The sequence below is a fragment of the Rhizobium sp. P1_B8 genome, from assembly GCF_056406515.1.
The window spans coordinates 49,325-75,452 of record NZ_JBFTZZ010000028.1; the positions used below are offsets into that span (position 1 = coordinate 49,325).

The following is a 26,128-nucleotide window of genomic DNA, read 5'->3' on the forward strand; positions in this document are numbered from 1 at the left end:
GCCCGCATCGGCAGACGAAAGGCTGGCGAATCGTGCCGAACTAGCGCGTCGAGCCGCGCGGGATGATGGAGAAGCCGCAATCGACCTTGTCTTCGCCGGGCGGCTCGTCGCGGACGGCGCGCAGCAGCATGTCGGCGACGCGATAGCCGATATCGTAGCGCGGTATGTGCACCGTCGTTAGCGACGGCTCGGTGAAGGCCGAAAATTCCAGATCGTTGAATCCGCAGATGCCGACATCCTCCGGCACGCGAATGCCGCGCACACCGCATTCGATGAGGACGCCGAGCGCCAGATCGTCGCTTTGAGCAAAGACGGCATCGATATCCGGCACGCGCTGCAACAGGCGGGCAAACAATTCCCTGCCGAGGCCGGTGCTGCTTCCCTCATTTCCGCCAATGGCGAGATCAGCATCGAAACGGCCGGCTTCGCCCAGCGCGGCCTCATAGCCTTCCTTCCGGCGACGCGAGCGAATATCCGTGCCGCGGCCGATGAAGCCGATCCTCTCATAACCCCTCGATAGCAGGAAGCGGGTGGGTTCGGCGCCGGCCGCATGATGATCGAGGCCGACGACCAGCCTTTCCGGCTCCTGGCTGAGATCGGTGATATGGGCGATCGGACAGGCGGCGTTTTCGATCAGCGGCAGAAGATCATGATAGGATTCGGCGCCCGCGATAATGACGCCGGCCGGCTTCTGCATCAGAAAGGATCTGAGTTGGCCGGCCTCGCCGTCGGCATGGTGGAGCGTGTTGGAATACTGCACGCCGAATTCGGTGGTGCGCAAGCGATCCTCAATACCGATCATCAGGCCGGCGAAGCCGTGCTGGTGCAAAGCGGGCGTGATGACGCCAACAGTTCCGTTGTGGCGGCCGGCCAGCGCCCGGGCGGCAAGATTGGGGATGTACCCCATCTCGTCTACCGTGCGCAGAATGGTCTCGCGCAGATCCTCCGAGACGATTTCAGGATTGCGAAGCGCGCGCGAAATGGTGATGGGGCTGACCCCCACCTTCTTCGCCACATCGCTCAACTTCACATGCGCACCGCGCCTGGCCTTCCGCCCCCGCTCCACTGCCGTCCTCACCGCCCCGTTATATCTCGCCCGCGAGACTCGCTTGCCCTCGAATCGCGATCTTTACTTTCTGAAGAAGAAATAATTTAGAGTCTACTAACATTTTATATTCGCAACAGAATCCGGGAATAGAATTTCCAGAAACAGCACGGGATCGTCTGTCGGCAAATTACGGGCGTCTGCGGCGATCGGATCACCGCCATCGGGAATAAGTCCGTTTATTTTCGAATGAAAACATCGCGAAGGACGCGAAGCGAAGCAAAAACGGGCCGGAAGTTCTGCAGCGGGGCAGCCGGCCGGAACGCACGGGCAGAGAAGATTAAATTCCCGTCATAACTTACAAATCGGCAATATAAACATGATCAAACTTTAATTTGTAAATCCGCTTGGTGGGATCATATGAATCCCGAGCGCCAATTCTTCTCTTCCCCCCGGTCGCCGCCCTCGACGACTGCGCGTTCCCAAGAGGAATTGCCGCCAAACGCCAATCGACGCCAGGTCCCAGGACATGGAACCACGACGCCATCCAAAGCCAACGCTCTCGCAAGGGACCACCGCCCAAGGGATCACCACCATGTCACACATCTTACGCAAACATCGCACCGTAGCGCTTGTCGGAGCCGCCATCATCGCCGGCGCGGCATGCCTGCCCTTTACGATCAATTCGTCCAGCGCCTTTGCCGCGCCGTCCGATGCCGGCGGCGTTCTCGCGCCGAGCGGCTCCTTCGCGTCCATCGTCGATGCCGACAAGCCGGCCGTCATCACCATCACCACGACAATGAAGGCGACCGATGTCAGTGCCGACCAGCAGGAGTCGCCGATGGACGAGCAGTTCCGCCAGTTCTTCGAGGACCAGGGCATCCCGCTGCCGCGCCAGGCGCCGAAAAACCGGCCTTCGCAGCAGGCTATGGCGCTCGGCTCCGGCTTCATCATCAGCCCCGACGGCGTGATCGTCACCAACAACCACGTCATCGACAATGCCGTCGACATCAAGGTGACGCTGGATGACGGCACGGAACTGCCGGCCAAGCTGATCGGCACCGACCCGAAATCCGATGTCGCCGTGTTGAAGATCCAGGCGGGCAAGCCGCTGCAGACGATTGCCTGGGGCGATTCCGACAGGCTGAAGCTCGGCGACCAGATCCTGGCGATCGGCAACCCCTTCGGCATCGGCACCACGGTGACGGCTGGCATCGTCTCGGCGCGCGGCCGCGACCTGCACAGCGGCCCCTATGACGATTTCATCCAGATCGACGCGCCGATCAACCATGGCAATTCCGGCGGCCCGCTCGTCGACCGCAGCGGCAATGTCGTCGGCATCAACACCGCCATCTATTCGCCGAATGGCGGCAGCGTCGGCGTCGGTTTCGCCATTCCCTCCGACGAGGCCAAGGCGATCGTCGCCAAGCTGCAGAAGGACGGCTCGATCGATCACGGCTATCTCGGCGTGCAGATCCAGCCGGTCACCAAGGATGTCGCCGATGCCGTCGGCCTTGATAAAACAGGGGGTGCGCTGGTTGCCGCCGTCACGGCGGATACGCCGGCCGCCCATGCCGGCCTGAAGCCGGGCGATATCGTCACCTCAGTCGGCGGCGAGACCGTCAAGACGCCGAAAGATCTGTCGCGCCTGGTCGCCGACCTTTCGCCGGGCGCCAAGGAAGCGCTCAGCGTCTGGCGCGACGGCAAGACGATCGATCTCAACGTTACCGTCGGCACCAATGAGGAAGGCCAGAAACAGGCCGCGGCCGAAAGTCCCGCCAGCAAGGGCGAGAGCAGCGGCCAGCCGAGCCTCGGCATCGGCCTTGCCGACCTGACACCCGACGTGCGCCAGCAGCTCAACCTGCCGCGCTCTGTCAACGGTGCGGTGGTCGCCAGTGTCAACCCGGACAAGTCGGCCGCCGCCGCCGGAATTCAGTCCGGCGATGTCATCGTCTCGGTGAACGACAGACCGGTCCATAACACCCGCGACGTCAAGACCGCGATCGCCGATGCCGGCAAGGCCGGCCGCAAGTCGGTGCTGCTGCTCGTCGAACGCGATGGCAACAAAACCTTCGTCGCCGTGCCGTTTGGGGCGGCCTGACGGTCGTCCGAGCTTTTGCCGCAAACAAGGAAAAGCCCGCCTGAGGCGGGCTTTTCGACAGGCCTGAGCGGAAAGGCCCTGGAGCCAAGTACCGCTCAGTCAGCAAGAAATCTATAGGGCGCCGTCCGCCCCTCTATTCCTGCTCAGGGAGATTTCAGCGTCGTTGTCTTTGCGCGCATACGGGATTTGCCCTTTTGGCGGTTTGCCTCTTGCCGCTTTATCGCGTCGGATTGGCTGCGTTGTGCGGCCTCCAATTGTTGCCGCGTCGGGAGATCATGGTCGTAGGTGGCAGCGCTGAATGCCGTCGCGTTGTCGAACGGACCTTTGTGTGGACGCGCCAGACCATAGGCTTGCTTATCAGCGCTATCGATCCCCTGCTCCGCCGACGGTGAGCGCGCTTGACGAGCCTGCGTTATCAGATCGTCGGCAGTCGAGCTTGACGTCGCGTTTTTCCGCACGGGGGCGATGGTCTCGCGTTTCCTGGCCCGATCCTTTTGATCGGCGTGAATCCCAGACATGTCTTCTTCCTTGTTCGTCATGTCATCGCGACGATCGATCGGGCGTTGCCGGTGACGTCGCAGCAGGCGCGTTCACGGGATCTCGGACAATCGTTCAGGCAGCCTGGTTTTGGGAAAGCGGTAAGCTGGCGGCCGCAGCGGTGCGTCCGCGCGACCAGACGCCGTATACCGCGCGATCCGATAGGCTTTCACCGGGGCGCCGCCGTCATCCTGCCATCTGGCAAAGGAGCCGTCTTCCATGGCCTGCGGAAGCGGGCCTGAGCTCAACTGTGTCGCGAGATACATTTTCAGAGCCGATTTCAACGCGGCTTCATCGACGATTCCCATCTGGAAACAATGAATGAGGAAACTTGTGGCGCTGATCTCGCCATCATCGGTCGCGTAGGTTTCGCCGCCGCGAAAGCCGGCCTTTCGGAGGATACGGTCCAGCATTCTCAAATTGTGGATATCGAATAATTGATCTGATGTGGAAGACATTGTGTCCTCCTTCGTTGGGGCTAGGGTTCGCTGGCGCCAGGGCTTACTGGCGCGCCCCAAGCAGCGGTGCCCGTATCGTGCCCGCCGATAGTTCAGCTTGCGCTCTTTGCCATCTGACCGCAACCTCATTCGGCGGTAGCCATTGATAATGGCGTGGCGGAACCCATTTTAGAGAGAGGAGGATACGCATCATGCAGTTCAACGGTGAAGCGACCCTCACAAAGCCGTCGGCACTGGCGGTTTCAGAACGGCGTGCGCTCATAGATCACCTCAGAGAGGTGATCGCAGGCCTGGCTCACGGGCTGGCCGCCGATGGATTGCTGGACCTTGTGCCGCCTCTGCTTGAGATAAACAAAGTCCTCCGCGATATGACGGACGAAATTTCGCGTGCGGACCCGGTCTATTCCGACGACATCATCACTGGTACGGTGCGCTTGATCAAGACATCTCAGGCTTTGCTCGATGACCGGGTCATCGTGCAGACGATCCATTGAGACCTGCCGACGATCGGGCATGGCGGCAGGCTGGTTGCCAACCATCTGGCATCAAGCTGCCCGTTCCGGCCAGCCGTGCATCGACAATCATCGCCGGGTCCGAGGGTCGCGCAGCGGCTCCCGCCCACTTCCAAGGACAACCGCAATGGCACTTATCTTTCCCAACAGAAGCCGCAGCTTCGACGAAGCGCGAAAAGGTGTCCGATTCACCGGCTATGACGGCATGTTCGAGGTCAGGTTTCTGGTCGAAGAAGCAGCCCTCGGCAGCGCGATCACCCAGAATTCTTCCGAAGCCGCCTATCTCAATGCCTTCGATGCGGCGCGTTCTTCCATTCAGGAGGCTGCATCGAGAGTCTATCAGCATCGACGCGGAAACAACTTCACGCTCACGGCTGCAGATTTTCGCTGATTGCGAGAAGGCTCATGGCCGGTGAACTGAAACGGCCACCATCCTGCTACTGCCGGATGAGACAGGGGGAGCAAAGCATATGGTTGCCACACGATACCGCCTGAAAGACCTGAAGCTGGCGCGTCGCCATATCGTGAAGGCGGCGCATCGCGTTGCCGATCAGGAAATGCTGATCAGGAAACTATTGCGCAAAGGCAGACCCTCCGGATCGGCCTATGCGCTGCTCAGCAGGCTCTACGACGATCAACGGCGGAAACTCGATCGACTGAAACTGATCGAAGCAATGGTTGAGGTCGAAGCGCAATCCTGTATGGACGTGCCCCGCAATCCTGCCCCCTCCGCGCCGCCATTGGCGATCGTGCACAGCAGCGGGATTTCTCTGCCGGACCGGCAATCCGCCACGCCTTGTAGCGCAGAGGATTGGCGCCCATATTTGGTGTAGTGGCAGTTTGTGAACGGGCGCTGCTTCCCGGGTGATCAGAGTTATCCGGCCCCAACCAAAGGAGGGCATGATGTCTTCCACGGTAAACATCCATTCGTGGAAACGCCTGGCTCAGCATATCGGCAAGTTCCGGTACATCGACTTTCTGGTGAAATCGACACCGGCCATCTGTCTGGCCTTTATCGTCTATATCATCCTCAAGGATGTGTTCTGGTAGGCGCTGCAAGACTGTTGCGGCGAGCCAGGACGCTTTGCTGCCTATCAAACGAAGGGCTGAAACGCTGACGGAATTGGATAACGCGATGCAACTGCGAGAAATGGGTGAACAAGACTGCCTCGCCTTTCTGGCAGGCCACACCCGTGGCCATCTGGCATGCCTGGGCGAAAAATATCCCTATATCGTTCCCATTCAGTATGCCTATGAAAAAGGCCGGCTTTTCATATTTTCCATGCCGGGCCTGAAGATTGATCTGTTGCGGGCCCATTCACCAGCCTGCGTTCAGGTTGAAGAATTCGGCGAAAGCCGAACGTGGAAGAGCGTGCTTGTTCAGGGCACCTATGATGAGCTGACCGATACGCCGGCCCGGCATGACGAACGCATCCACGCCTGGTCCCTCCTGCAGAAGCAACCGTTCTGGTGGGAACCCGGATCGCTTGCCTTAAATTCGGAAATCGAAGACAGCCCTGCTCCCTCCATATTCTTCGGTATTTCGATTGAGATGGTATCGGGGAGGCAAGTGGTTTAATATGCGGGCGTTCAGACTGGCCGCGCCTTGATCCTTGATTCGCAAGGCGGCGCTGCTGCATGATATATGGAACTCCAGACAGACACCCCCAGCTAAACGCTGTCCGATACCAGCCTTTCCCATAGGGGCGCGGATTGCTTGATGCATCTTACCAACGTGGCCTGCCGAACCGGCACCGCGTTGAATGCCACGCGACCACCCATAGGGAAAACGATGACAGACGCACCTGAGAATGAAGCGCTTTTCAACATCACCGGACACTATGTGCAGGAATTGAAGGCCGTTCTTCAAAGCGAGAGCATTGTCGAAGGCACCGACTACGAAAACAGCGCCTTTAACGAAAAACGACGGGCGGAAGGACTGCACCTGCTGCGCTTCCACAAGACCGGCACGGCAGCGCAGGCGACGCAGATCTGGGAAAAACATATGACGGCCCGCGCGCATCGATAAGACGGCACGGAGCCCATTCTTCGATTGATGCCGACTTGAGAACGCCGGTTCTCCGATCCTTTGTCCGGGAGACGGCGTTGGCACGTCCAGCTCAACATTTCCATGGAAGGAAAAATCATGTCCAATGACAAAACGAAAAAGATCCAACCCGCCAGAGAGGCCGTCACTGAGGCGCCCTACGAAGTCATCTATTTCGCCAAGAAACATCGCATTTCCAACGAGGATGCCAAGGACATCATCGAGAAGCACGGCGCCAATCGCAAAGAGGCTGATAAAGCCGGCCGCCGTATCAGCGTCTAGCGCAAAAAATAGCCTCGCAGGTGCTAAACTCTAAGGGCTTTATTGGATGCATGTCATTTTCCCAAAACCGCACACACTTTTGGGCGACATGCAGTATTTGATGCATGTCGTTATCCCAAAACCGCGCACACTTTTGGGCGACATGCTTTATTTGATGCATGTCATTATCCCAAAACCGCGCACACTTTTGAGCGACATGCATTGGCCGCGGCTGGCTTTGCATCTGCTTGCGATGCCACGATGCAACATCAGCGGACGAATTAACCCTACTGGCTTACCTTAATATCAGCATGCGCTTGAATACATCCGCCCCTATGCCATCGTAGCTTCAACGACAACACTTCTGGTTCCTGAAGCAGCTCGCCGGAACCGTGGCCCCGCCTTTCCCTGGAGAGGCTGGCTTGCCTTCAGAGGCCCCGAGCTAGATCGAATGGAGGGTATGCCATGAACAACGTCTTGGAATTTCGTCCAAAATGCCCGCATGACGAAAGTCTGTCCGACTGCCGGGAAGCGCTTGAACCGGCCGTGATGAAAATCGTCAGCGACGCCATCGGCAAGGGATACACGGCCGCGGAAGCCGCCATGGTGGTTGCCGATATCGCCGACGATTACATTCTCATGCTCTCGCGGCAACTGCAGCATTGACAGGCTTTCCTGGCGCGCAGCTGTGCCTTCTTGATCCATCGCAGATGCTGGCGCCGACTCGGATCGATGCGTCTTCGAGCGTGTGAACTTCCAACGTCGACAAACGACAAATGACTTTGCCCGCTGACGACAGCAGGGCGCCTTATCATCATACTTGCATGAGTGGACCGCGCAGCAACTGCAGGGGTAGCAGTAGGTACAGGAGACGAGACCTGCCGCGCGATCCGCCGGCAAAACCCCTGATATTGTCGGAAGTTCCCCGGCAGAGATACGACGCCACGATCCCGGAAATTCCGCCGGGGATCATCGACAACCTGCCCGGGCACGTTGCGACCGTCACACCGATAAGCTCCCGCCGGGCGAAAACCGACAGGCTCATTAGAACGCCAACGAAAAACCCCGCCGGAGCAGGGCTTTCAGCAGGTCCAAGTGGAGCAAGCCGGAGATTCGGCCCACGTCTTAAACAAGATCGATCATGTCAAAACCCGGCAAAAGCACCTCTTTCGCGAGCGTTCACGGCGCTGCTCTGTTCCGCTCAATCTTTGAATCATTGCCGTAATGTGGCGTGTATTGATCACCTGCGACGTCTTCCGCGATCCTCGCCATCTAACGCCACCTCGGCTGCCGCGGCGGAGCATTGGCCTGGATTTCATGGAGTGGCGCCCGGGAGCCGAGAAGTTTCTTCAGCTTCTTCTCCTCGGCCGGGCCGATCCCAAACTTGCGGCAATGTTCCGCAACATCGTGCTCTCGCGGGCCGGGAATGCGAACTTGGCGATTGCTCATGGTTTTCATGACCGTTTCCTCCTGAGAGGAAAACCAACAGGCCGCCGTTTTGTTCGTTAGTGATGCCTAAAATTTAGGAGTCTGGTTTGCTTCGGTTCTGGGGCGAGCATGAGTATCGGTCTGCCAGGCGCCAAGGCGGCGCGTTAAGGGATCATCAACGGGTTCATTTTCATAAAACGAAACAAAGCCATCGCCGCCGCAATAGTAGGCTATCTGTAGAGCACGAGAGGCATCTGCGCACGGCACACCCAAGACCGGCCGAGGAATGACCGGCACCCGCGTCAATTGATCTTCAACCAATGCCGAAGCGCCGCCACCGCGCCGTCGCTCGCATAGGAGATCATCCCGCCAATCGTCAGGCCGGCAAACGCGATAAGCCCCGATATCCCATAGCCGATCGATTTCATCCGTTTCCACTCTTCAAGCGACGGCCCGACTGCTTCCCGGTTCTTCTCGACGGTCTCCTTGAGGGTCTTGATTTCCTCGCGGATCTGCGCATCCGCACCGCCGCTGATCGCCACCCTGGTATCGAGATGGGCGATCTGCCTGGCCTGTTCGTCGAGCCGCTGGTGGATCACGGCGCGGCTATTGTGGGCATTGGCCTTTTCGTCGCTGACCTCCTTGCGCAGAGGCGCGACGTTGTCCTCGATGCCTGTCAGCCTTCCCTCGACGCGCCCGAGAGCGCGGAGAATATCGTCATTGGATGTCATCTCTCAGCGCTCGACTAGGGGTAAAATTTCAGCTTTTCGGATTGTGGCAAGCGGCCGACAAATCGCAAGATCCCATGCAGCGTCGGATGGACATAAGACGTGGTATCGAGGTTCATGCCGTGAGCCAGCAGCGCGGCATTGTCCTGGACGTTGGTGGCGAATATCTCTTGCACCTTATAGTCGGCCGTCCCGTCGCCATTGTCGATGCGGCCATAGGTGTTTCTCGAAGTCCATTGACCACGCTGATATTCGAACATGATGCGGGTGCCGTCCGGCACTGAAGCCGGCAGCTTGATCGTGTCCCACGTCGTCACGCCGTCCTGATTTCCAGGATGCCCGACGACGCTTCCGAGCGGAAACATTTCAGCGGCCGACGACTTCGTCGGATCAGTGTCCGCCGTGAAGGCAAGCAGCTGATCGATGACCTTGGAATAGACGCCGGTTGAGGGGTTACTGCTGGTAGAGGCCAACATGGGTCCTCGGCTCAAGGCCGAGGATGACGGAGCAAGGGGTAGGCTCTGTGTCAAATCCGAGGTGATGGCTCGGTGATGCTGACGAATGTTATGGCTCGATCGGCGTGGTCTTGGCCGGTCTCGCGATCTGGTTCGGCATGTCACCGTTGGTCGGCGGGCGGTGCCGACGTGGCCGACATCCCCTCTGGATTCAAATCTCGCAGCCTGGATTTACGGTAGTCATAAACGACCTGCCAGGGGGTGATCAAGCGCTTCTGACCGCAGCGCGCAGATAATCTGCCCGACCCAATCGGCGGCAAAACCCTCACCCGCTTTGCGAGCCTTCGGGTCCGGCGTACAATGAGCAGGCTGTTGATCAAATAGCGGAGAAGTTCAGTGAAAACCACGAGACTTTTTCTGTGCCTCGTCGCTTTTCTCAGCGTCACGCTCGCTGGAAACCCGGCTGATGCCGACGAACGGGTTCACTTCGAAAGCGCGCCCGTCAAGCTCAGCCCGTTTCGAATAAGCAAGGCTAGAGAACAGGGAGAAATTATTTCTCAACCGCAAGGCACACCCCTGCTGGGATATTTGTCCCGCCCGGAGGGTGATGGCCCCTTCCCGGCGGTCGTCCTCCTGCATGGATGCGAGGGCATGCGGTTGAGCGTCAAAGACCTTTGGCCGAAACGGCTGGTTTCGTGGGGTTACGTCGTGTTGGTCGTCGATAGCTTCACTACCCGCAACATCAAGGACACGTGCCAGGGTTCTCTCCCCGATCGCCTCTTCGACGCCTATGGCGCTTTGAATTTTTTATCGAAACAAAGCTTTGTCGATGCGCGGCGCGTTGCCTTGATGGGCTTTTCAACCGGCGGCACTGCGACGCTGGAAGGAACAAAAATCGAAGGCAACGAACAGCTCATGGACCACAAATTCAAGGCAGCGGTTGCCTACTATCCGCTCTGCGCGGCAAGTCAGGGTGACGCGACGGTGCCGACCCTGATTTTGAGCGGCGAACGAGACAATTGGAGCCCGGCTGACCGATGCCAGAAGAGGCTTGCCCGTCTGAGTGACAATGGCCCGCCCATCGAGCTCAATGTCTACAAGGGCACTTACCACGATTTTGATGCTCCGGAGTTTAAGGTGGGAAGGCGGGTGTTTGGTCACATCGAAAAATACAATCCGGACGCCGCAGGAAAATCCATCCGCAGCGTTCGAACATTCCTTCAAACGTACCTGTCGAACTAGAGCCCGAAGTCTGTCCGCTGTAGCATCCCCGTCCCGGGCCTCGATGCCTGGTATCCATGCCCGCTACCGCCGAGAGCACTACCGCAAAAACATAGCATTGAGACGCTGTTGCAAGGCAGGAGGTTCGCTAGACATTCGAACCTGACCGAGCGCATACCGCATGGCAGGCGTGAACGGCAGCCAATGTTGCAAATGATCCAGCAATTCATCGGACATCATGTCTTCGAGCGGGCCGGCGCCCAATTGGCCGAGCGCTTCCTCGTGGCCGGGTAATTGGGCTTGCTCGATAATGGCGAGAACGCGTTTCAAGACGATCTCTGTCGGATCGTGAAGCAATAGTGTCGACCAATACCATTCGCCGGGATCTGCGAGATAGGCCGGTATATAGACTTCAGCGGTAACCGGTGGCTCTCCAACAGCCATCATATCCGGCAGCCACGTCAGATCCGATGAGAGTGCGCTGCTTGTGAACGCGTTGACCGCTGCAGTGTCGGAGATGGGCTTTCCCGAGCGCGGTTTGCTACGGTTTTTCCTGGTCACTTTGGCTTTCCATTTCGACAGCATTTCTTCATCAGCATATGGCGGAGGGTGGCGGCCGATAGCTTCATCCGACGAACATGTCTCCGGCGGAGATGGCCACCGGCTATCTCAGTCGCGGCAGTGGTGGAATGCCTAACGTATCTCACCAAGCACGACATAGGTTCTTGCTCGCAATCCAATCTTCACAAAAACTGCGGATTGACCGCTGGCGCAGTCATGTGGGGCAAAACCCTTCGGCAACAGCTCATCGACTGATGAAGAAACCTCATGCTTGGCCAAGACATCAAGGTTTTGAGACCGCTTGATCTGTACAATCTCGGTACCGTCCTTCCCAACCAACACAAATGCAAAATGGCCCTCATCCGAAACATACTTATTCGCCGCGAGATACGTGTTCACTCGGACGGCCAACGCATCTTTGGACGACAATCGATCCTGGTAGGGCTGAAGCAGGCAAACCGCCTGAGCATCAAAGGACGATAGATTCGAAAATTCCGTGGCTTTGCCAATTGGGATGCTTTTCAAAGCGTCGTGATCCAAGGAGCCAGCGTTGGCCGACGGCCCGTAAACAATCGACGCCACCGAAACCAAAAAACCAATAAATCTCATAAAGTTCATCCGAGGGCATTCCTCCTGCGCCGACACTCACGACAACCCTGTGTTGCCGATGTTGTCAACAAGAAGGCCCTGGCCTTGAGCAGAAGCTTATCAAAGCCAGAGTGGCGCACCGCGAGCAAACAAATTAGCCTTGACTCATCAATTAGCCCACGCTATTGATTACCCCATGATCGAAGCCGCCTCCATCACCGCCGTCATGCGCGCCCTTGCCGATCCCACACGGCGGGCCGTGTTTGAGCAGATCGTCAATTCCGACGAGATCACCGTCGTCGAACTGACCCGGGCAAGCAGCGTCACGCAGGGCGCCATTTCGCAGCACCTCAAGGCGCTGAAACAGGCGGGCCTGGTCGCAGAGCGCCCCGAGGGGCGGAAGGTCTATTACCGCGCCGAGCCGGAAGGCCTGGAGCCCCTTGTCGACTGGATGAGCCATTACGGCGTCTTCTGGCGCGACCGCTTTGCCAATCTCAGAACATTGCTGAAGGAAATCGATCCATGAGCGACGCCGCATTGAAGCCCGACACGCAAGAGATCTTGGTCGACGAGGTCTTCCCGCATCGGCCGGAGACGATCTGGAAAACGCTGACCACGGCCAATCTGATGGGCCGCTGGCTGATGATGCCGGCGGGCTTCGAGCCGGTGGAAGGCAAACGTTTCACCTACCAGACGACACCGGCCGGCGCCTGGGACGGCACCATTCACTGCCAGGTGCTGGAAGTGAGGCCGAACGAGCGTCTCTCCTATGCCTGGAAAGGCGGGCATGAGGGAAACGCCGGCTACGGCTCCCCGCTCAACACCGTGGTCACCTTCATTCTGTCCGAGGTCGAAGCCGGCACGCGGCTTCGCCTCATCCATTCCGGCTTCGTCCTGCCGAGGAATGAAACCGCCTTCCAGAAAATGGGCGAAGGCTGGAAGAAGGTCGTGAAGAACATCGGCGCCATCGTCGACGAGACGGACTGAGGCGACCGACATCGCGCTTGCCGACGCAGCGTTTTATTCGGCGGCGCTTCATCAGGAGAGAGATATGAGCAAGCCTTACACCGGCGGATGCGCCTGCGGTGCGATCCACTATGAAATCTCGGCCGAGCCGATTGCGATGAACGACTGCCAGTGCCGCGATTGCCAGGCGACCAGCGGCACCGGGCACGGATCCTACCTGACCTTCCCGAGCCGGCAGGCGGTGAAGCTCGAGGGCCAGGCGACGCATTGGGAGATAGTCGCCGACAGCGGCAACGTCAAGACGCGCGGCTTCTGCCCCGCCTGCGGCGCGCCCGTCTATCTGACCTTCTCTGCCATGCCCGATCTCTTCACCATTCACGCCGCCAGCCTCGACGATCCCACCCGATACCAGCCGCAGATGGTGACCTACACCGTGCGCGGCGTCGCCTGGGACCGGGTCGATCCGGCGGTGCCGAAATTCGAGACGATGCCGCCGATGTAAAACTGGGGCAGCGGCCCTGGCAAAATGGTGCGATCGGCTGGGTCCCCGTGTGTCAGTGAACCCCATGCCCACCTGACCTGGCGCAAGCGATGCCAGGAGAGTTCAATTTCCGGCAAGACGCTCGATCGGCTCGGCCAGGTCGAGCCAATGCGGGCGATTGCCCCACCAATGAACATGATCCGGCGTCTAAACATCTAAAGCTGGCGGACGGTGTCAGCTGGTAATGCAGAAATTCGCCTCGGCCTGCGCAGTCCGTCCTGGTGAAACCTGAGGCAAGGGCGTTCTTAGCCCCGCCGCCTCCCCCATTCGGCATGGTGAAAAGGCGCCGTGCAGCAGCACGGCGCCGGTGCATCACGCGCGCGTCACGCGCGCGTCACGCGGCGATCGAGGGATAGTCGGTATAGCCTTGGGCGCCGCCGCCATAGATGGTCGCCGGGTTCACCTCCGCCAGCGGAGCAGCGGTCTTCAGTCTCTCGACGAAATCAGGATTGGCGATGAATGGCCGGCCGAACGAGAACAGATCCGCCGCGCCCTCCGTCAATCGCAACGTTGCGCGGTCGAGGTCGTAGCCGTTATTGGCAATGTAGGTGTTTGCGAACTTGGCCCTGAGCTCCGCGTAGTCAAAGGCAGCAGCCTCATTGGGTCCGCCGCGCCCAGCTTCGACGACATGGAGATAGGCAATCCCCATCTGGCCAAGCTTCTCGGCGATATAGTTGAATTGCGCCTGCGGATCGCTCGAGGTGACGCTGTTGACCGGCGAAATCCGCACTCCCGTCCGCTCTGCGCCGACCTCGGCAGCCACGGCGGCAGCGACTTCCAATATCATCCGGGCGCGATGTTCGACCGAGCCGCCATAGGCGTCGGTGCGGGTGTTGGCGCCGTCTTTGGCAAACTGTTCCAGCAGGTAACCGTTGGCGCCATGGACTTCGACACCATCGAAGCCTGCGGCAATCGCGTTGGCGGCGGCGCGACGGAAATCGGCGATGATGGCCTGGATCTCATCCAGTTTGAGCGCGCGAGGTTCGGACACGTCGACGAAGGCTTTGTTCACGAAGACCTTGGTCTCGGCCTTGATGGCCGATGGCGCGACCGGCGCCTGCGCATTCGGCTGCAGATCGACATGCGAAATACGACCGACATGCCAGAGCTGCAGGAAGATGTGTCCGCCTTTGGCATGCACCGCGTCGGTGACTTTCCGCCAGCCGTCGATCTGGGCTTGCGTATAAATTCCCGGTGTATCCTGGTAGCCCTGCCCTTCCTGCGAAATCTGCGCGCCTTCCGAGATGATCAGGCCGGCTGTCGCCCGCTGGGCATAATATGTCGCGGCGATATCGCCCGGCACGAAGCCGGCGCCGGCTCTGTTGCGGGTCAAGGGCGCCATCACGATCCGATTCGCCAGCGTCAGGGCGCCGAGTGTGTAGGGTTCAAAAAGTGCGTTGTCAGTCATTTCGTTTCTTTCGTCAGGATTTCGGGGGTCTCTGTCACATCTCGGAGTTTCGCGCCGGAACACGGCACAGGCCGGCCTTGCGACACAGCCTGTGTTGGTGACGGCGCGTTTCCGCGGGAAGCGCTACGAGGCGGCGCGATAGCGCTCTGCCGGCTCAGACTGCGAAAAGCCCGGGATCATCGTCTGGCGCGCGGACTGATAGGCGTCCCATTGGGCGGCATCGTGCAGAGGCGGGATGGTGACGGGCTCGCGCTTGTCGAAGCCTGCCAGGGCGGCGTCCACTAGTTCGCCCACTTCCATCACGCCGGAGAGCGTGTTGACGTCAATGCCGGAAAGCTCCCAGATCTCCGTCCGTGTCGCCGCCGGCAGGACTGCCTGGACGTAGACGCCTTTGGGACCGAGTTCGAGGCTGAGCCCCTGGGAAAGGAAGGTCACGAAGGCCTTGGTGGCCCCGTAGACCGTCATTCCGAATTCCGGGACGAGCCCGACGACCGAGGAGACGTTGATGATGGCGCCCGAGCCCGCTTCGACGAAGCGTGGCGCAACGGCGCTGGAAAGGCGGGCAACCGCCGTCGCGTTGAGCGCGATCAGCTGGGCGATATCATTGACGGGCTGATTGACGAACGTGCCTTCGAGGCTCGTGCCGGCATTGTTGACGAGAATCCCGATCCGATGATCGTCGCGCAGACGGTTTTCCACCGCCGCAAGCTCATCGGATTTGGTGACATCGGCCTGCAGGATGTCGATCGTTACGCCGGTTTCCTCGCGAAGTCGCGCCGAGAGAGCCTCCAGCCTTGCCTTATTGCGCGCGACCAGTACGAGATTGTGCCCACGACGGGCGAAACGGTCTGCATAGGTCGCTCCGATACCCGAGGAGGCGCCGGTGATGAGGACGGTGGGAGTGTCAGTCATTGTCTTGTTCTCTTTCGAATGAGCGTTATATAATTATGATGGCGATCCTAATTACGGGTTTAAAGTGATGGCTATCATAAAAAAGTCAATGGCAGAGAGGGAGAAATCTCAACATGAAAATCAGCCGTGAGCAGATGGCCGAAAACCGCCAAAGGATCCTGGAAGTCGCAAGCCGGCTGTTTCGGGAGAAAGGATTCGAGGCCGTCGGCGTTGCCGAGGTGATGAAGGCCGCAGGCCTGACGCATGGCAGCTTCTACGGTCATTTCAGCTCGAAGGACGACCTGATCGTCCAGGCGCTCGCCCATGCGCTTGGCCAGCGCAATGGCGCGTCACTCCCGCTTGGCGCCTATATGGAAGAGTACCTGTCGCCGCGCCATCGCGACAACAGGGCCGGTGGCTGCCCGATTTCCGGACTTGCCGCCGACACGCTGCGCCAGACGCCTGAGGCCCGTGCGGCGGTGACGGAGGGTGTGCGGGCGCAGATCGACTGGATGAGCGAGAAGGACGAAGGGCCGGACGCCGACCGCCGACGCCGGGCAATCGCCAACTGGTCGGCGATGGTCGGGGCAACGATCCTCGCTCGCGTCATAGTCGATCCCGCCCTGTCGAAGGAAATATTGACGGAGACGCTGGCCTGGATCGATGACGGAGCCGACCGACCTGCTTCGGCACCGGCAAAAGCCGAATGAGGAACCGCGACGGTCAGCGGCCGCGTCCCGCCGCAGTTGTCATCCCATCGCCGGATCCAAGATCCTCGATGCCGACCTGCCATAGGTGAGCAGCCGTCGGCTGAGCGTCCAGCCCCATTTCGGGCATTTTAGTCCCGATCGTAGCTCGGCCGCCAGCCGCGGGTCATGCCGCCGCCCATGGCGCCCTCTGCCAATATCAACTGCCGGCGCAAATGTCGGACGTCCTCCAGCAGCGTGCCTATTGCGGCCCGCATATCGCCATTGTGATAGGCGACCACCTCGGCAAGCTCATTTTCGACCGGCCGCGACGACGCTTCGGCTTCCATGGCGGCGCTCAAGAGAAGATGCCCGCCATTTTGAGTTTGCCGCAGAAGCTCGCTATGGCTTTCGCGACACCCTCACTGCAGGGAAACTTGAACGGTCGCGTGGCCTCCTCGGTCAGAACCGGCTCGCCGGTTGCGGCGTCACGGCCGGTGACATGTTTCGTCAGCAGGATGCCGCAGGCCGCGCCGGCGGCCTCGTCGATCGCCATCTGGACATCGCCAAGATAGGTATCGCTGGGGATGTCGATGATGGAGGCGGTGAAAAATCTCACGCCGCGGCTCCCCGCCACGGCCTTGACCAGGCTTGCATGCGCCTCGGAGACCCCAATCTCCTTCTCCGGCGGCCACATCACATCACTTGCAGGCCACGCATCATCTTCCACGGCTTCGCAAATCGGCTGCTCACGCATATCCGCTCTCCACATCTTCGGTCTTCAGATGGCGGCCGCCGCGCCGATGTTCTTATTATGTTCTGATAGCGAAGAGTGTCAAGACGGATGTTTTGCTGTGAGCAACCTTTCGGGCAACCGCCGGAGAATGGTGCATGATCGAGAGATCTGCACCACGCTTCGGCCCTGTCTTGAACCCTCAATGCTTGAGCACAACCTTGCCCGGGGCTCCGGCTGCGACCGCATTCTGCGCCGCACCGATCTCCTCCAGAGTGAAGGTATGGGAAATCGGGATGACCAGCAGGCCGCGCACGGCAGCATCCAGCACGGCGTCGAGCGTCGCCGCCTCGGTGCGGTGGAAGAGTTCATGGATGGTGACACGGTCTCCGGCATTGGCGCCTTCCGGCACCGGAACGATGCTGGCGACCGTGCCGCCATCACTGATATGGCAGATGAGGTTGGCTGCCACCGGGCCGGCGGCACTGATGCCATAGGCAAAGTCGGGGCTTGCGGCAGGGAGCGTGATGTCAAGCGCTTCGCCGGCCAAGGCCTGGCCTTCGCTCAGCCGCTCGGGACGGACGCCGGCCACCGGCTGGGCGCCGATCTGCTTGAGATATTGGATGGCCGAACGGCCGACGGTCCCAAGGCCGCCGGAGACCAGAACCCGGTCGCCAGCCTTGACGCCAAGCGCCTCGACGGCCTGGCGCCCGGTCAGCCCGGCCTTGACCAGCGACGCGCCCGCTTCGAAGCTCAGGCCAGCCGGCAGCTTGGCGACGGAGGTGGCGGGAAGCACACCATATTCGGCATGGGCGCCTTTGCCGTTTGCCGCGAAATCGGCGACGACCCGATCACCGACCGCAAAACCGGTGACGCCGTCGCCGAGTGCCGAAATGGTGCCGGCTGCGTCGCCACCGAGCACGGCCGGCAGCGGAAGCGGGATGAACTTGGCCATGAAGCCCTGGCGGAGAATGAGGTCGAAAGGATTGACGGCGGATGCCTCGATCTTGATCAGGATTTCGCCCGGTCCGGGCGTCGGCGTCGGGATATCGCCGATTTCGAACTGGTCGACATCGCCGTAGGATTTGAGAAGGGCCGCTTTCATTGTGGTCTCCAGATTTTGTCGTCGCGTTTGGGCGTGAGACCAGGCTGCCGGCCGGCAGCCCGGTCTCGGCCGGTTCCCGCCGTTAAGCCGTAGCCGGACGACGCGCGGTGTCCAGCGTCCATGCGCCACCACCGGCAAAGGCGATGTAGAGGAAGATGAAGCAGAACAGGATGGCGACTTCGCCCATGTTCAGCGCCGGCCAAAAGCCATAGGGCATGTGGCCCATGAAATAGGCGGCCGCCATTTCGCCCGAGGCGATGAAAGCGGCGATGCGCGTTTGAAAGCCGATGAGCATCAGAGCCGAGGTGATCACCTCGATGGCGCCGGCGATGATCATGATCGTCGGAAGCGGATAGGGCACGCCCTGAATCGGACCCGGAAATTGCAGGAATTTCATGGTCGCGTGTTCGAGGAAGAGAAGCGCGGTGATGATGCGCAGGATTGCGAGGACGTATGGCGTCCATTTGCTGATATCGGTCATCGAGGCTTTCCAATGTTGGTTATGGGAGATCAGGCGGCGGATGCCGCCTTCTTCAGTTCCTGGTTTTCTTTCCAGAGCTTCATCGACATGGCGAAGACGCCGTCGACATAGTTGCGGTAGACCGTCATGCCGGCCGGATCGCGGCCTGCCTTGGCTGCAAAGAACGCAACGATGTCGTCGGATTCCGTGACGTATCGGCCGGGCTCAAGCTGCGCGGAGGGAAAGCTCACCTTGTCGAGATGCGGCTGAAGCTCGGCGCGGATCTTCGCCTCCTGCTCGCTGTCGGGAACGAAGTCGCGGGTTTCAACGTCCGAGGCCAGTCCCGATTCCAGAAGGAACAGGCGAACCTTGAGGCAGAAGGGGCAGTTTTCCTTGAGATAGACGATCGGTTTGAACGTTGCGCTGGTCAATACGCATCTCCTTTTGATTGAGGGGCAGAGGGGACATCGCCGAACCGGAAGCTCGATGCGGTCAGGCCGCCGGCGAAGTCTTTCTGGTGATAGGTGACGGCGCCCGGTTCGTCCTCGGCCGCACCCACCGCCACCATCAGGGGGATCAGGTGGTCTTCACGCGGATGCGCCGCGCGGGCGGCGGGCGCCTTCTCCCATTCGACAAGCCGCTCGGTGCGCATTTCGGATGGCGACCGGATCAGCGTCTCCTGCAGCCAGGCGTCAAACTGACGGGAGGGGCCATGTCCGGCCGTGCCCTGTATGGCCGACAGGTTGTGGTAGCTGAGGCCGCTGCCGATGATCAGCACGCCCTCTTCGCGCAGCGGCGCGAGCGCCCGGCCGACCTTGAGATGCAGCGCCGGATCGTAACCGGCATCCAGCGACAGCTGGACCACAGGGATGTCTTCGTTGGGATAGAGCGGCTTCATCAGGCTGAACGTGCCGTGATCGAAGCCGCGGGTGGGGTCCGGCCTGGCGTCGATGCCGGCGGAATGCAGCAGATCCTGCACGTGACGCGCCAGCTCGGGGGAGCCCGGCGCGCCATATTTGATCTGATAGAGATAGTCGGGGAAGCCGTTGTAGTCGTAGACCATGCCCGGGTTGCTGCCCGAAGAGACGGCAAAGCCCCTCTCCTCCCAGTGGCCCGAAACGACCAGCACCGCCTTGGGCAGATCTCGAAGCTCGGCCCGCATCTCGATCAGGGATTGCTCGAGCTTGTCGAAATTGCTGCGAAAGCCACCGGTCATATAGGGCCAGGGGCCGCCGCCATGGCTGAGGAAATAGGTGGGCAGTCTCGATGTCTTCACGTCGCCATTCCTTTTCGGCACCGCCGCTGCGGCTGAACGTCCGGCGGATCGATCACCTCAGTCCGCCGGTCTTGTCAGCGACTGTCTTGGTTTTCCCTGGATTGATCAATCGGCTTTGCCAACATGCATCATTTCCTCTACGTTGATGATCATGGATACGATGATGAGCCTGCGGGTATTTTGCTTGGTCGCGGAGCTGAAGAGCTTCACCGCGGCAGCAGGCCGTTTGAATCTGTCGCCGGCGATGGTGAGCAAACACGTGATGCATCTGGAGACGCGCCTGGGAAGCCGGCTCTTGAACCGCACCAGCCGGAGTGTCACCCTTACCGAAGCCGGCGCGCTTTATTTCAACCAGACCAGGCAGATGCTCGAAGGGCTCGACGAAGTGGAAGCGTCGATCGGCAATGTCACGGTCGCGCCGCGCGGAACGCTCAAATTCAGTGCTCCCGTGTGGGCGGCCAGTTCAGGCTTTGTCAATATTCTGGCCGAATACAACCAGCGTTATCCGGATGTCAGCCTGGATATGGATCTGAGCGGCCGGATCGCCAATCTGGTCGAGGAAGGCTTTGACCTTGCGCTGCGGGCAATGTCGTCCGAGCGGCTCGATCCGGGTCTCGTTGCGCGCCCATTGGCGAAGATAGAATTCCGCCTGATGGCATCGCCGGATTATCTCAAACGCGCCGGGCGACCCCAGAGCATCGCCGAGCTGAACGGCCATGCGCTGCTTCGCTATAATGGCATCAATGTCAGCGAAAGCCTGCTGTTGGGCCGCCAAAACGACCGGCGTAAGGTCACCTTCCGCAATGTGCTGCTGAGTGCCAACGAGACGCTTCTGCACCTGGCGGCTTTGCGGGGAATGGGGCTGGTCTTCCTGCCGGAATGGCTGGTGGAGGAGGATCTGAAAGCAGGCCGGCTGGAGGTGGTGCTTGCCGGGGCGCTCGGCATCAGCAACACTCTGCATGCCGTCTACCCGAGCCGGAAATACCTTTCCGCCAAAGTCCGCACCTTCATCGATTTTCTGGTGCTGCGCTCGCCACAGATATTCTGACGCTCGCAGAAAGCCCGACCGGACAATTCATTCGATAGGAATCTCTGCCCTGCCGATCCGCAGCCGAATATTGAGGGCGTAGCGTTGGTCTCCCATTAAACAATGCTATTGGGGAGCAAATAGAGAAAGACGCTTAGGAACCGTCATCAGATAGCCAAATCCTCAGTTTGCCGACCGACCTGAAGCCCAGCCTTGTCATTTCGTTTAGCGCGGCGCCACTGTCATATCCGACTAGCGGCACATCGGGTGAAAAGGCGATGTTGGCCAACGAAATGGCATCCCGGAAGGCCTGCGGCGTACCGGTCAAGCTAAAGATATTGGAAATCCCTACAGCCTCGGGTGATCGATTTACGATGCAGCCCGCATCAAAGCCGTCGCCGGCCAATCGGCCATAGATATGTATGTTGGGATCGGAAAGCAGGGCCGGTGTGAAGACGTTGGCATCGGTCTGGCTACCAGACTCTTTCCAGGAATGTTCCCAGCGATCCAGTGCCGCCGCATCGCGAATGCGTGTCCAATCTTCAGGCGCACGCGCTGCAATTCCGTGAGGTTCAGCCCAAATCCATGATGCGGAAAACAACAACCGGAATCCTTTGTTGACGAGATCGAGCCTGGAAAACCCATCTTTCAGACCGGGTCTCCGTCCTAACCGATCTGTCAACCGACCGATTTCAACCAGCTGTTCCTCTGTTGCGTCCGGGTCGAGTGTCGTCATGTTGGAATAGTATGGAGGTGCGATCGCATCGCTTGACCAAAATGCACTGGTTCGCTGATCAGGCAGTCCATGGGCACGGAACATCGCCTGATACAGGTCTGCATTGTTAGCGGCACATATGCGCGCTTTTTCTGCATCGGATCGTACCGTGTGTTTCCGGATATCGCTTTGCAAGGGGTTGCCTATCATAAGAAACCCTGTTGCTCGGAGCGTCTGAAACCTGCGGCGTCACGAAGCGCATCGATCAGTTCATCAGGACCATTGAGCGGATGCCCTACCCTCTTCATCGCGGCATGCACCATGACCATGTCGCCGGCGGAAATCCCGAGATTGTCCAGATCCTTGGCGAGCGTGAAGCGTGTGCGGAACGCGGAACGATCATAGGCCAACGATTATTGGGTCGCCTTCGAGAGTCAAGGGATTGACGATTACGGTGGATCGATGGATGCGGGCGTTACGACAAACGGCTTGCGACATCGTTGCTGCATGGAGGTGGCTCGGCGATGAAAAACTTCGCGGAGGTCTCAAACGCGCGAAGAGCGGACCTCCCAGTTGCCATGATTGATTTTGATGTCGCCTCTTCCGGCCACCGCATAAACTCAACCTGAAGAGAGCTCGCTTGCTTTCCGCGCATATCGATCAGCCTGCTCTTCCTCGCCCATCGCTGCCAGCAGAAGGGAGAGATTCCGATACGTCTGCGGGTCAACAGGACGCAATCTTATGGTGGTGAGATAATGTGACTTTGCATCCGATAAAGCGCCCTTCTCGTGAAGAAGCACCGCCAGATTATTGTGAGCTTCCGCGTATTCCGGCGCCGACCTCAGCGCTGCGCGATAGTGTGATTCTGCCGCCTCGACGTCTCGCCCTTCGAGAAGCATCGCATAGTTGTAGTGAGCCTCAGCGTAATCCGGCCTGAGCTGCAGCGCCTGTCTGTACTGCGATTCAGCCTCTTCCGCATCGCCGTGTTTCTCGAGGAAGACTCCGAAATTGTTGTGGGCTTCGGCAAAACCCGGCCGAAGTCGCAGCGCCTCTTGGAAGTGATGATGCGCTTCGAACCGATCGCCCCATTCGTCGAAAAGACCAGCGAGGCGCAGAAGGGCGTCCACGTAGTCTGGTCGGCACTTCAGAGCCTGCCGATAATGTGCTGCAGCTTCATCAGGGCGGTCGGTTTCCTCAAGAAGTATCGCCAAGTTGTAGTGAGCTTCCGGATACTGCGGCCAGAGGCGAAGGGCATCCAGGTAGCGGGCTTCGGCGGCGGTTCTGTCACCAGCGGCTTTCAGGATGACACCGAGGTTGTTGTGCGCTTCCGGATAGTCGGCCCGGAGCTCCAATGCTTTTTCGTAGCAATGCAGTTCCTTTGCCAGCTCCCGTGTATCCGTACTTGCGATCCCGGCCCCCTTTAAGAACCAGTCCTCGGCCGTCATCCGCTCTTCGGACCGTGCAGCAAGTGCCGTGTGGTTCACTGATACGACCCGATAGAGATGCCGCCTCGGTAGGTAGTCGCCTTTGAGTTCGAATACGTCAACCTCGTGGAAGAGATAGACCGGCAGATCGATGAGATCGAGTACGGTCTGCGTGACGAAGAGGGTATCGGGCTCGGCACATGTTTCCACGCGCTTCGCGATGTTCAAGGCACGACCGATCCAGGCGTCGTCATCGTGCATCCGGGAGCACTCACCGAAGTGGCAGCCCACCCGGACTGGGAGGTCATGCGCCTGGTCGGATGTCAAGTGACGTCGCCGTTGCTTCCAATAGGCGATTAGCTTCAACGAGAAATGGACGGCTACATCAGCAGATTCGAATAGATAAAGATGCCCGTCGCCTGTAAAGTTCTCGTGCCGCCGCCCGTATTGGCTGGCAAGCGTCTGAGACAGGTATCGATATTCCGCAATTGCGCTTGTGATCGTATCGCGCGAAACCCTGTTCCAAACCGCTGAGTGTCGGACGAGGTCTGTGAATACGGCGGCAAAGTAGATGTCCATTCGCAACGGCCGGAAGTTCAAAGCGATCGCGCAACATGTTCAAACGGTTGCTGTCGTCGCTCAACCCAAGGACAACCATCATGCCACAGTACATGGTCGAAAGACACCTGCCTGGAATCACTCCCGATCAACTCAGTGCGGCGGCGTCCCGCGCGAAGAACGTCACAGCAGAGATGACCAGCCAGGGCAAGCCAGTGCGCTATCTTCGCTCGACATTCGTACCGTCCGAGGAACGATCATTCTGTCTGTTCGACGCTTCGTCGGAACAAGATGTGATGGAGGCAAACGAACGCGCAGAGATCCCGCTGGTGAGAATTACCGAAGTTAAGCACATCTCTGCCGATGACGTGGTCTAGCGCATCAATGGTCGACGTAAGCGCAAACGATGTAACGACCACTTCGGGTCGACAGGTGGCAAGCGTAAGGCCAGGATCGGCCTAAGCGGACTAACGGAGTTAGCGAACTGTCGGCCGACTAAGCCAGAGGTCCACGACTTGCGATGCCGAACGACTTTCCGCCTTGATCGCGAACCTTCCGGTCGAAGAGCCGAATGCGGAAGGCCGCCGTCGTCCGGAACGCGCCAATTGCGGTCGCGCGTCGCATCGAATTGGATTCAGCCGATCGGCTTTAGGTCTGTTATTTGATGCATGTCGTTGTCCCTAGACTGCTGCACACTTTTGGGCGGGCATGCATTCGGCATCGGCGTCGCCCGGCATGCAGCCCACGATATTTAGCATGAAGCGATTGCGCGTCACGCGTGTTAAAGTCTTTTTGTCCAGCTGAGCCTTCCGGCCGGTTGGCATTGTTGCCGAGTGATGACTTGCTTCGTGAGTCTCCGGCCCTTGAGGGCCTCTCCATGCAAAAGACACCCACAGTGCGTTTCGAAGCGGCGAGCACTCTTGCTGTGGTGGTATCGTCCAATGAGCCGTTGCTGTACCTATCCGACGACCAGAAGGTCATCGCGGCGAGCGCATCCTTCTGCCGGGCCTTCGACATCGACCCCAAGACGGTTTGCGGCCAAAGCCTCAGCGAAATTGGAAACGGTGAATGGGCGATGCCCCAGCTTGCGTCACTGCTGACGGCCACCGCCTCGGGCAGCGCCACCATCGAGGCATACGAAATCGACTTTCAACGGCCAAACCAGAAGACACGGCACCTGGTCGTCAACGCACGGACGCTCGACGACGGCGACATCGATCATATTCGCCTGCTGCTCGCCATCACCGACGTGACCGATGCGCGCGCCGAGGCTCGGCTGAAAGATGATCTCGTTCGCGATAATGCCATCCTGCTGCAGGAGGTCCAGCACAGGGTCGCCAACAGCCTCCAGATCATTGCCAGCGTTCTCATGCAGAGCGCCCGGCGGGTCCAGTCGGAGGAAGCGCGCGGGCATCTCCACAACGCCCATCACCGGGTCATGTCGATCGCGGCCCTGCAACGCCAACTCTCCATGTCCAACGGCGGCAAGGTTGAACTCCGTCACTATTTCACTCAGCTTTGCCAAAGCCTCGGCGCGTCGATGATCGCCGACCCCGACAGGCTTGCGATTCAGGTGATGGTCGACGACAGCGCCGTGGAAGCGGATGTTTCCGTTCGCTTGGGGCTTGTCGTGACCGAGCTTGTCATCAACGCCCTCAAGCACGCCTTTCCCGATGAACGACCGGGCGCAATCGTCATCGACTATCACTCATCCGGCAAGGACTGGACTCTCGCCGTTACCGACAACGGCATCGGCATGCCTGCTGGTCGCGAAGCACTAAAGGCGGGCCTCGGGACTGGCATTGTGGAGGCGCTCGCAAAGAGCCTGAATGGCGACATTCAGTTGAGCGACGCGGGTCCCGGCGCCGTCGTCACAATCAACCACCGGGAAAGCGCCGGTTTGCGAACCGACATTTCTACGGCCGCTTAGGAACCGAATGGCTTGCGAAACGCTATCCCATCGGAGCCTGCGAGGCTCACACTCCAAATTGACCGAGTGAGCGATGAAATATGGCAAAGCGGTCGTCCTGGTCGTCGAAGACAGCACGATTATTCGGATGAGTGCCGTCGATCTGGTACTCTCTGCGGGCTATGAAGCGCTTGAGGCATGCGATGCCGATGAAGCTATTCGCATCCTTGAGTCGCGAAACGACATCGATCTGGTTTTCACCGATGTTCAGATGCCGGGCACGATGGACGGCATCAAGCTATCTCATTACATCCGGGATCGGTGGCCACCAGTCAGGTTGATCGTTGCCTCCGGCGCGGCCATCCTCGAAGAGAGCGATCTCCCCACGGGAAGCAGGGCCTTCTCGAAACCCTATGACAACCACGCAATTACCGATGCGATGGCTCATCTGCTGTCGATCGGGAACACGACTGAGTTGGCAAGTTAA

General features: G+C 59.5%; 37 protein-coding genes. 18 read left to right on the top strand and 19 right to left on the bottom strand.

What is annotated here, in order from left to right:
• Window positions 1-40: 40 nt before the first annotated feature.
• A complete protein-coding gene (locus AC1D2N_RS27550) occupies window positions 41-1,030 on the bottom strand; it encodes a LacI family DNA-binding transcriptional regulator (RefSeq protein ID WP_182565408.1) in 990 nt (329 codons plus the stop codon).
• A gap of 610 nt (window positions 1,031-1,640) precedes the next feature.
• Here AC1D2N_RS27550 and AC1D2N_RS27555 point away from each other — a divergent pair.
• Window positions 1,641-3,146: a DegQ family serine endoprotease gene (locus AC1D2N_RS27555; protein WP_130651983.1), complete on the top strand. Its 1,506-nt coding sequence runs from the start codon at window positions 1,641-1,643 to the stop codon at window positions 3,144-3,146.
• 143 nt (window positions 3,147-3,289) lie between these two features.
• Here the strand turns inward: AC1D2N_RS27555 and AC1D2N_RS27560 are convergent, their stop codons facing one another.
• Both AC1D2N_RS27560 and AC1D2N_RS27565 read right to left on the bottom strand, forming a co-directional pair.
• Complete coding sequence (locus AC1D2N_RS27560) at window positions 3,290-3,664, bottom strand: hypothetical protein (protein WP_047619498.1); 375 nt, start codon at window positions 3,662-3,664, stop codon at window positions 3,290-3,292.
• Between the two features lie 72 nt (window positions 3,665-3,736).
• On the bottom strand, window positions 3,737-4,141 hold the full coding sequence (locus tag AC1D2N_RS27565) for a hypothetical protein (RefSeq protein WP_018241126.1): 405 nt from the start codon (window positions 4,139-4,141) through the stop codon (window positions 3,737-3,739).
• Between the two features lie 191 nt (window positions 4,142-4,332).
• Between AC1D2N_RS27565 and AC1D2N_RS27570 the strand changes: the two genes are divergently transcribed.
• From AC1D2N_RS27570 to AC1D2N_RS27605, 8 genes are all read left to right on the top strand, one after another.
• Window positions 4,333-4,635, top strand: a complete 303-nt coding sequence (locus tag AC1D2N_RS27570) for a hypothetical protein (protein WP_130651982.1) — start codon at window positions 4,333-4,335, stop codon at window positions 4,633-4,635.
• A 145-nt stretch (window positions 4,636-4,780) separates the two neighbouring features.
• The gene (locus tag AC1D2N_RS27575; protein WP_018241124.1) at window positions 4,781-5,044 is read left to right on the top strand and encodes a DUF1488 family protein; all 264 of its coding nucleotides are present in this window, start codon (window positions 4,781-4,783) and stop codon (window positions 5,042-5,044) included.
• A 79-nt stretch (window positions 5,045-5,123) separates the two neighbouring features.
• Entirely contained in the window at window positions 5,124-5,486 is a 363-nt protein-coding gene (locus AC1D2N_RS27580; protein WP_018241123.1) for a hypothetical protein, read from the top strand.
• A 70-nt stretch (window positions 5,487-5,556) separates the two neighbouring features.
• Window positions 5,557-5,703, top strand: a complete 147-nt coding sequence (locus AC1D2N_RS27585; RefSeq protein ID WP_165403080.1) for a hypothetical protein — start codon at window positions 5,557-5,559, stop codon at window positions 5,701-5,703.
• 85 nt (window positions 5,704-5,788) lie between these two features.
• Window positions 5,789-6,232, top strand: coding sequence for a pyridoxamine 5'-phosphate oxidase family protein (locus tag AC1D2N_RS27590; RefSeq protein WP_130651981.1), 444 nt, complete (start codon window positions 5,789-5,791; stop codon window positions 6,230-6,232).
• Between the two features lie 213 nt (window positions 6,233-6,445).
• Window positions 6,446-6,682: a hypothetical protein gene (locus tag AC1D2N_RS27595; RefSeq protein WP_018241121.1), complete on the top strand. Its 237-nt coding sequence runs from the start codon at window positions 6,446-6,448 to the stop codon at window positions 6,680-6,682.
• 117 nt (window positions 6,683-6,799) lie between these two features.
• The gene (locus AC1D2N_RS27600) at window positions 6,800-6,982 is read left to right on the top strand and encodes a DUF3606 domain-containing protein (protein ID WP_130651980.1); all 183 of its coding nucleotides are present in this window, start codon (window positions 6,800-6,802) and stop codon (window positions 6,980-6,982) included.
• A gap of 444 nt (window positions 6,983-7,426) precedes the next feature.
• Window positions 7,427-7,627, top strand: coding sequence for a hypothetical protein (locus AC1D2N_RS27605; protein WP_112906251.1), 201 nt, complete (start codon window positions 7,427-7,429; stop codon window positions 7,625-7,627).
• Between the two features lie 606 nt (window positions 7,628-8,233).
• Here AC1D2N_RS27605 and AC1D2N_RS27610 read toward each other — a convergent pair.
• The 3 genes from AC1D2N_RS27610 to AC1D2N_RS27620 form a co-directional block, all read right to left on the bottom strand.
• Window positions 8,234-8,419 (bottom strand): hypothetical protein, encoded by a 186-nt coding sequence (locus AC1D2N_RS27610; protein WP_018241117.1) that lies wholly within the window; start codon window positions 8,417-8,419, stop codon window positions 8,234-8,236.
• 272 nt (window positions 8,420-8,691) lie between these two features.
• Window positions 8,692-9,120 carry a DUF1515 domain-containing protein gene (locus tag AC1D2N_RS27615; protein WP_130651978.1) on the bottom strand — a complete coding sequence of 143 codons (429 nt, stop codon included), beginning with the start codon at window positions 9,118-9,120 and terminating at the stop codon, window positions 8,692-8,694.
• A gap of 14 nt (window positions 9,121-9,134) precedes the next feature.
• A complete protein-coding gene (locus AC1D2N_RS27620; RefSeq protein WP_245484449.1) occupies window positions 9,135-9,593 on the bottom strand; it encodes a hypothetical protein in 459 nt (152 codons plus the stop codon).
• Window positions 9,594-9,968: 375 nt separating this feature from the next.
• On the opposite strand from AC1D2N_RS27620, the gene AC1D2N_RS27625 reads away from it, so the two are divergent.
• Entirely contained in the window at window positions 9,969-10,814 is an 846-nt protein-coding gene (locus AC1D2N_RS27625) for a dienelactone hydrolase family protein (RefSeq protein WP_130651977.1), read from the top strand.
• A 78-nt stretch (window positions 10,815-10,892) separates the two neighbouring features.
• On the opposite strand, the gene AC1D2N_RS27630 is transcribed toward AC1D2N_RS27625, so the two are convergent.
• Window positions 10,893-11,378 carry a hypothetical protein gene (locus tag AC1D2N_RS27630; protein ID WP_197728311.1) on the bottom strand — a complete coding sequence of 162 codons (486 nt, stop codon included), beginning with the start codon at window positions 11,376-11,378 and terminating at the stop codon, window positions 10,893-10,895.
• A 108-nt stretch (window positions 11,379-11,486) separates the two neighbouring features.
• Window positions 11,487-11,972 (bottom strand): hypothetical protein, encoded by a 486-nt coding sequence (locus AC1D2N_RS27635; RefSeq protein ID WP_028734176.1) that lies wholly within the window; start codon window positions 11,970-11,972, stop codon window positions 11,487-11,489.
• 166 nt (window positions 11,973-12,138) lie between these two features.
• On the opposite strand from AC1D2N_RS27635, the gene AC1D2N_RS27640 reads away from it, so the two are divergent.
• The 3 genes from AC1D2N_RS27640 (at window position 12,139) to AC1D2N_RS27650 (ending at window position 13,410) form a co-directional block, all read left to right on the top strand.
• Complete coding sequence (locus AC1D2N_RS27640) at window positions 12,139-12,468, top strand: ArsR/SmtB family transcription factor (RefSeq protein ID WP_018449519.1); 330 nt, start codon at window positions 12,139-12,141, stop codon at window positions 12,466-12,468.
• A complete protein-coding gene (locus AC1D2N_RS27645) occupies window positions 12,465-12,929 on the top strand; it encodes an SRPBCC family protein (protein ID WP_130651975.1) in 465 nt (154 codons plus the stop codon). Before AC1D2N_RS27640 ends, AC1D2N_RS27645 begins: the two co-directional genes overlap by 4 nt.
• A gap of 64 nt (window positions 12,930-12,993) precedes the next feature.
• Window positions 12,994-13,410: a GFA family protein gene (locus AC1D2N_RS27650; protein ID WP_130651974.1), complete on the top strand. Its 417-nt coding sequence runs from the start codon at window positions 12,994-12,996 to the stop codon at window positions 13,408-13,410.
• A gap of 373 nt (window positions 13,411-13,783) precedes the next feature.
• On the opposite strand, the gene AC1D2N_RS27655 is transcribed toward AC1D2N_RS27650, so the two are convergent.
• Window positions 13,784-14,857 carry an alkene reductase gene (locus AC1D2N_RS27655; RefSeq protein WP_130651973.1) on the bottom strand — a complete coding sequence of 358 codons (1,074 nt, stop codon included), beginning with the start codon at window positions 14,855-14,857 and terminating at the stop codon, window positions 13,784-13,786.
• Between the two features lie 123 nt (window positions 14,858-14,980).
• Entirely contained in the window at window positions 14,981-15,769 is a 789-nt protein-coding gene (locus AC1D2N_RS27660; RefSeq protein ID WP_112906241.1) for an SDR family NAD(P)-dependent oxidoreductase, read from the bottom strand.
• A 113-nt stretch (window positions 15,770-15,882) separates the two neighbouring features.
• On the opposite strand from AC1D2N_RS27660, the gene AC1D2N_RS27665 reads away from it, so the two are divergent.
• Complete coding sequence (locus tag AC1D2N_RS27665) at window positions 15,883-16,458, top strand: TetR/AcrR family transcriptional regulator (RefSeq protein WP_018449523.1); 576 nt, start codon at window positions 15,883-15,885, stop codon at window positions 16,456-16,458.
• A 128-nt stretch (window positions 16,459-16,586) separates the two neighbouring features.
• On the opposite strand, the gene AC1D2N_RS27670 is transcribed toward AC1D2N_RS27665, so the two are convergent.
• The 6 genes from AC1D2N_RS27670 to AC1D2N_RS27695 all read right to left on the bottom strand — a co-directional run bounded on the left by AC1D2N_RS27670 (window position 16,587) and on the right by AC1D2N_RS27695 (window position 20,008).
• A complete protein-coding gene (locus AC1D2N_RS27670) occupies window positions 16,587-16,784 on the bottom strand; it encodes a hypothetical protein (protein WP_130651972.1) in 198 nt (65 codons plus the stop codon).
• Window positions 16,785-16,792: 8 nt separating this feature from the next.
• A complete protein-coding gene (locus AC1D2N_RS27675; protein WP_130651971.1) occupies window positions 16,793-17,191 on the bottom strand; it encodes a hypothetical protein in 399 nt (132 codons plus the stop codon).
• 178 nt (window positions 17,192-17,369) lie between these two features.
• Window positions 17,370-18,272: an NADP-dependent oxidoreductase gene (locus AC1D2N_RS27680; RefSeq protein WP_130651970.1), complete on the bottom strand. Its 903-nt coding sequence runs from the start codon at window positions 18,270-18,272 to the stop codon at window positions 17,370-17,372.
• 82 nt (window positions 18,273-18,354) lie between these two features.
• A complete protein-coding gene (locus AC1D2N_RS27685; RefSeq protein ID WP_113542606.1) occupies window positions 18,355-18,753 on the bottom strand; it encodes a DoxX family protein in 399 nt (132 codons plus the stop codon).
• Window positions 18,754-18,782: 29 nt separating this feature from the next.
• On the bottom strand, window positions 18,783-19,163 hold the full coding sequence (locus tag AC1D2N_RS27690) for a glutathione S-transferase N-terminal domain-containing protein (protein WP_018241093.1): 381 nt from the start codon (window positions 19,161-19,163) through the stop codon (window positions 18,783-18,785).
• Window positions 19,160-20,008: a DODA-type extradiol aromatic ring-opening family dioxygenase gene (locus AC1D2N_RS27695; protein ID WP_477982394.1), complete on the bottom strand. Its 849-nt coding sequence runs from the start codon at window positions 20,006-20,008 to the stop codon at window positions 19,160-19,162. Before AC1D2N_RS27695 ends, AC1D2N_RS27690 begins: the two co-directional genes overlap by 4 nt.
• A 151-nt stretch (window positions 20,009-20,159) precedes the next feature.
• On the opposite strand from AC1D2N_RS27695, the gene AC1D2N_RS27700 reads away from it, so the two are divergent.
• Window positions 20,160-21,056, top strand: a complete 897-nt coding sequence (locus tag AC1D2N_RS27700) for a LysR family transcriptional regulator (protein WP_026188307.1) — start codon at window positions 20,160-20,162, stop codon at window positions 21,054-21,056.
• A gap of 133 nt (window positions 21,057-21,189) precedes the next feature.
• On the opposite strand, the gene AC1D2N_RS27705 is transcribed toward AC1D2N_RS27700, so the two are convergent.
• The 3 genes from AC1D2N_RS27705 to AC1D2N_RS27715 form a co-directional block, all read right to left on the bottom strand.
• A complete protein-coding gene (locus AC1D2N_RS27705; RefSeq protein WP_130651968.1) occupies window positions 21,190-21,960 on the bottom strand; it encodes a hypothetical protein in 771 nt (256 codons plus the stop codon).
• A complete protein-coding gene (locus tag AC1D2N_RS27710; protein ID WP_245484448.1) occupies window positions 21,957-22,160 on the bottom strand; it encodes a hypothetical protein in 204 nt (67 codons plus the stop codon). The genes AC1D2N_RS27705 and AC1D2N_RS27710 overlap by 4 nt, the downstream gene beginning before the upstream one ends.
• A 210-nt stretch (window positions 22,161-22,370) precedes the next feature.
• Entirely contained in the window at window positions 22,371-23,753 is a 1,383-nt protein-coding gene (locus AC1D2N_RS27715) for a tetratricopeptide repeat protein (protein ID WP_130651967.1), read from the bottom strand.
• A gap of 80 nt (window positions 23,754-23,833) precedes the next feature.
• Between AC1D2N_RS27715 and AC1D2N_RS27720 the strand changes: the two genes are divergently transcribed.
• The 3 genes from AC1D2N_RS27720 to AC1D2N_RS27730 all read left to right on the top strand — a co-directional run bounded on the left by AC1D2N_RS27720 (window position 23,834) and on the right by AC1D2N_RS27730 (window position 26,128).
• Entirely contained in the window at window positions 23,834-24,109 is a 276-nt protein-coding gene (locus tag AC1D2N_RS27720) for a DUF4242 domain-containing protein (protein WP_024322782.1), read from the top strand.
• A gap of 500 nt (window positions 24,110-24,609) precedes the next feature.
• The gene (locus AC1D2N_RS27725; RefSeq protein WP_130651966.1) at window positions 24,610-25,662 is read left to right on the top strand and encodes a sensor histidine kinase; all 1,053 of its coding nucleotides are present in this window, start codon (window positions 24,610-24,612) and stop codon (window positions 25,660-25,662) included.
• A gap of 73 nt (window positions 25,663-25,735) precedes the next feature.
• Window positions 25,736-26,128 (top strand): response regulator, encoded by a 393-nt coding sequence (locus AC1D2N_RS27730; RefSeq protein ID WP_047619422.1) that lies wholly within the window; start codon window positions 25,736-25,738, stop codon window positions 26,126-26,128.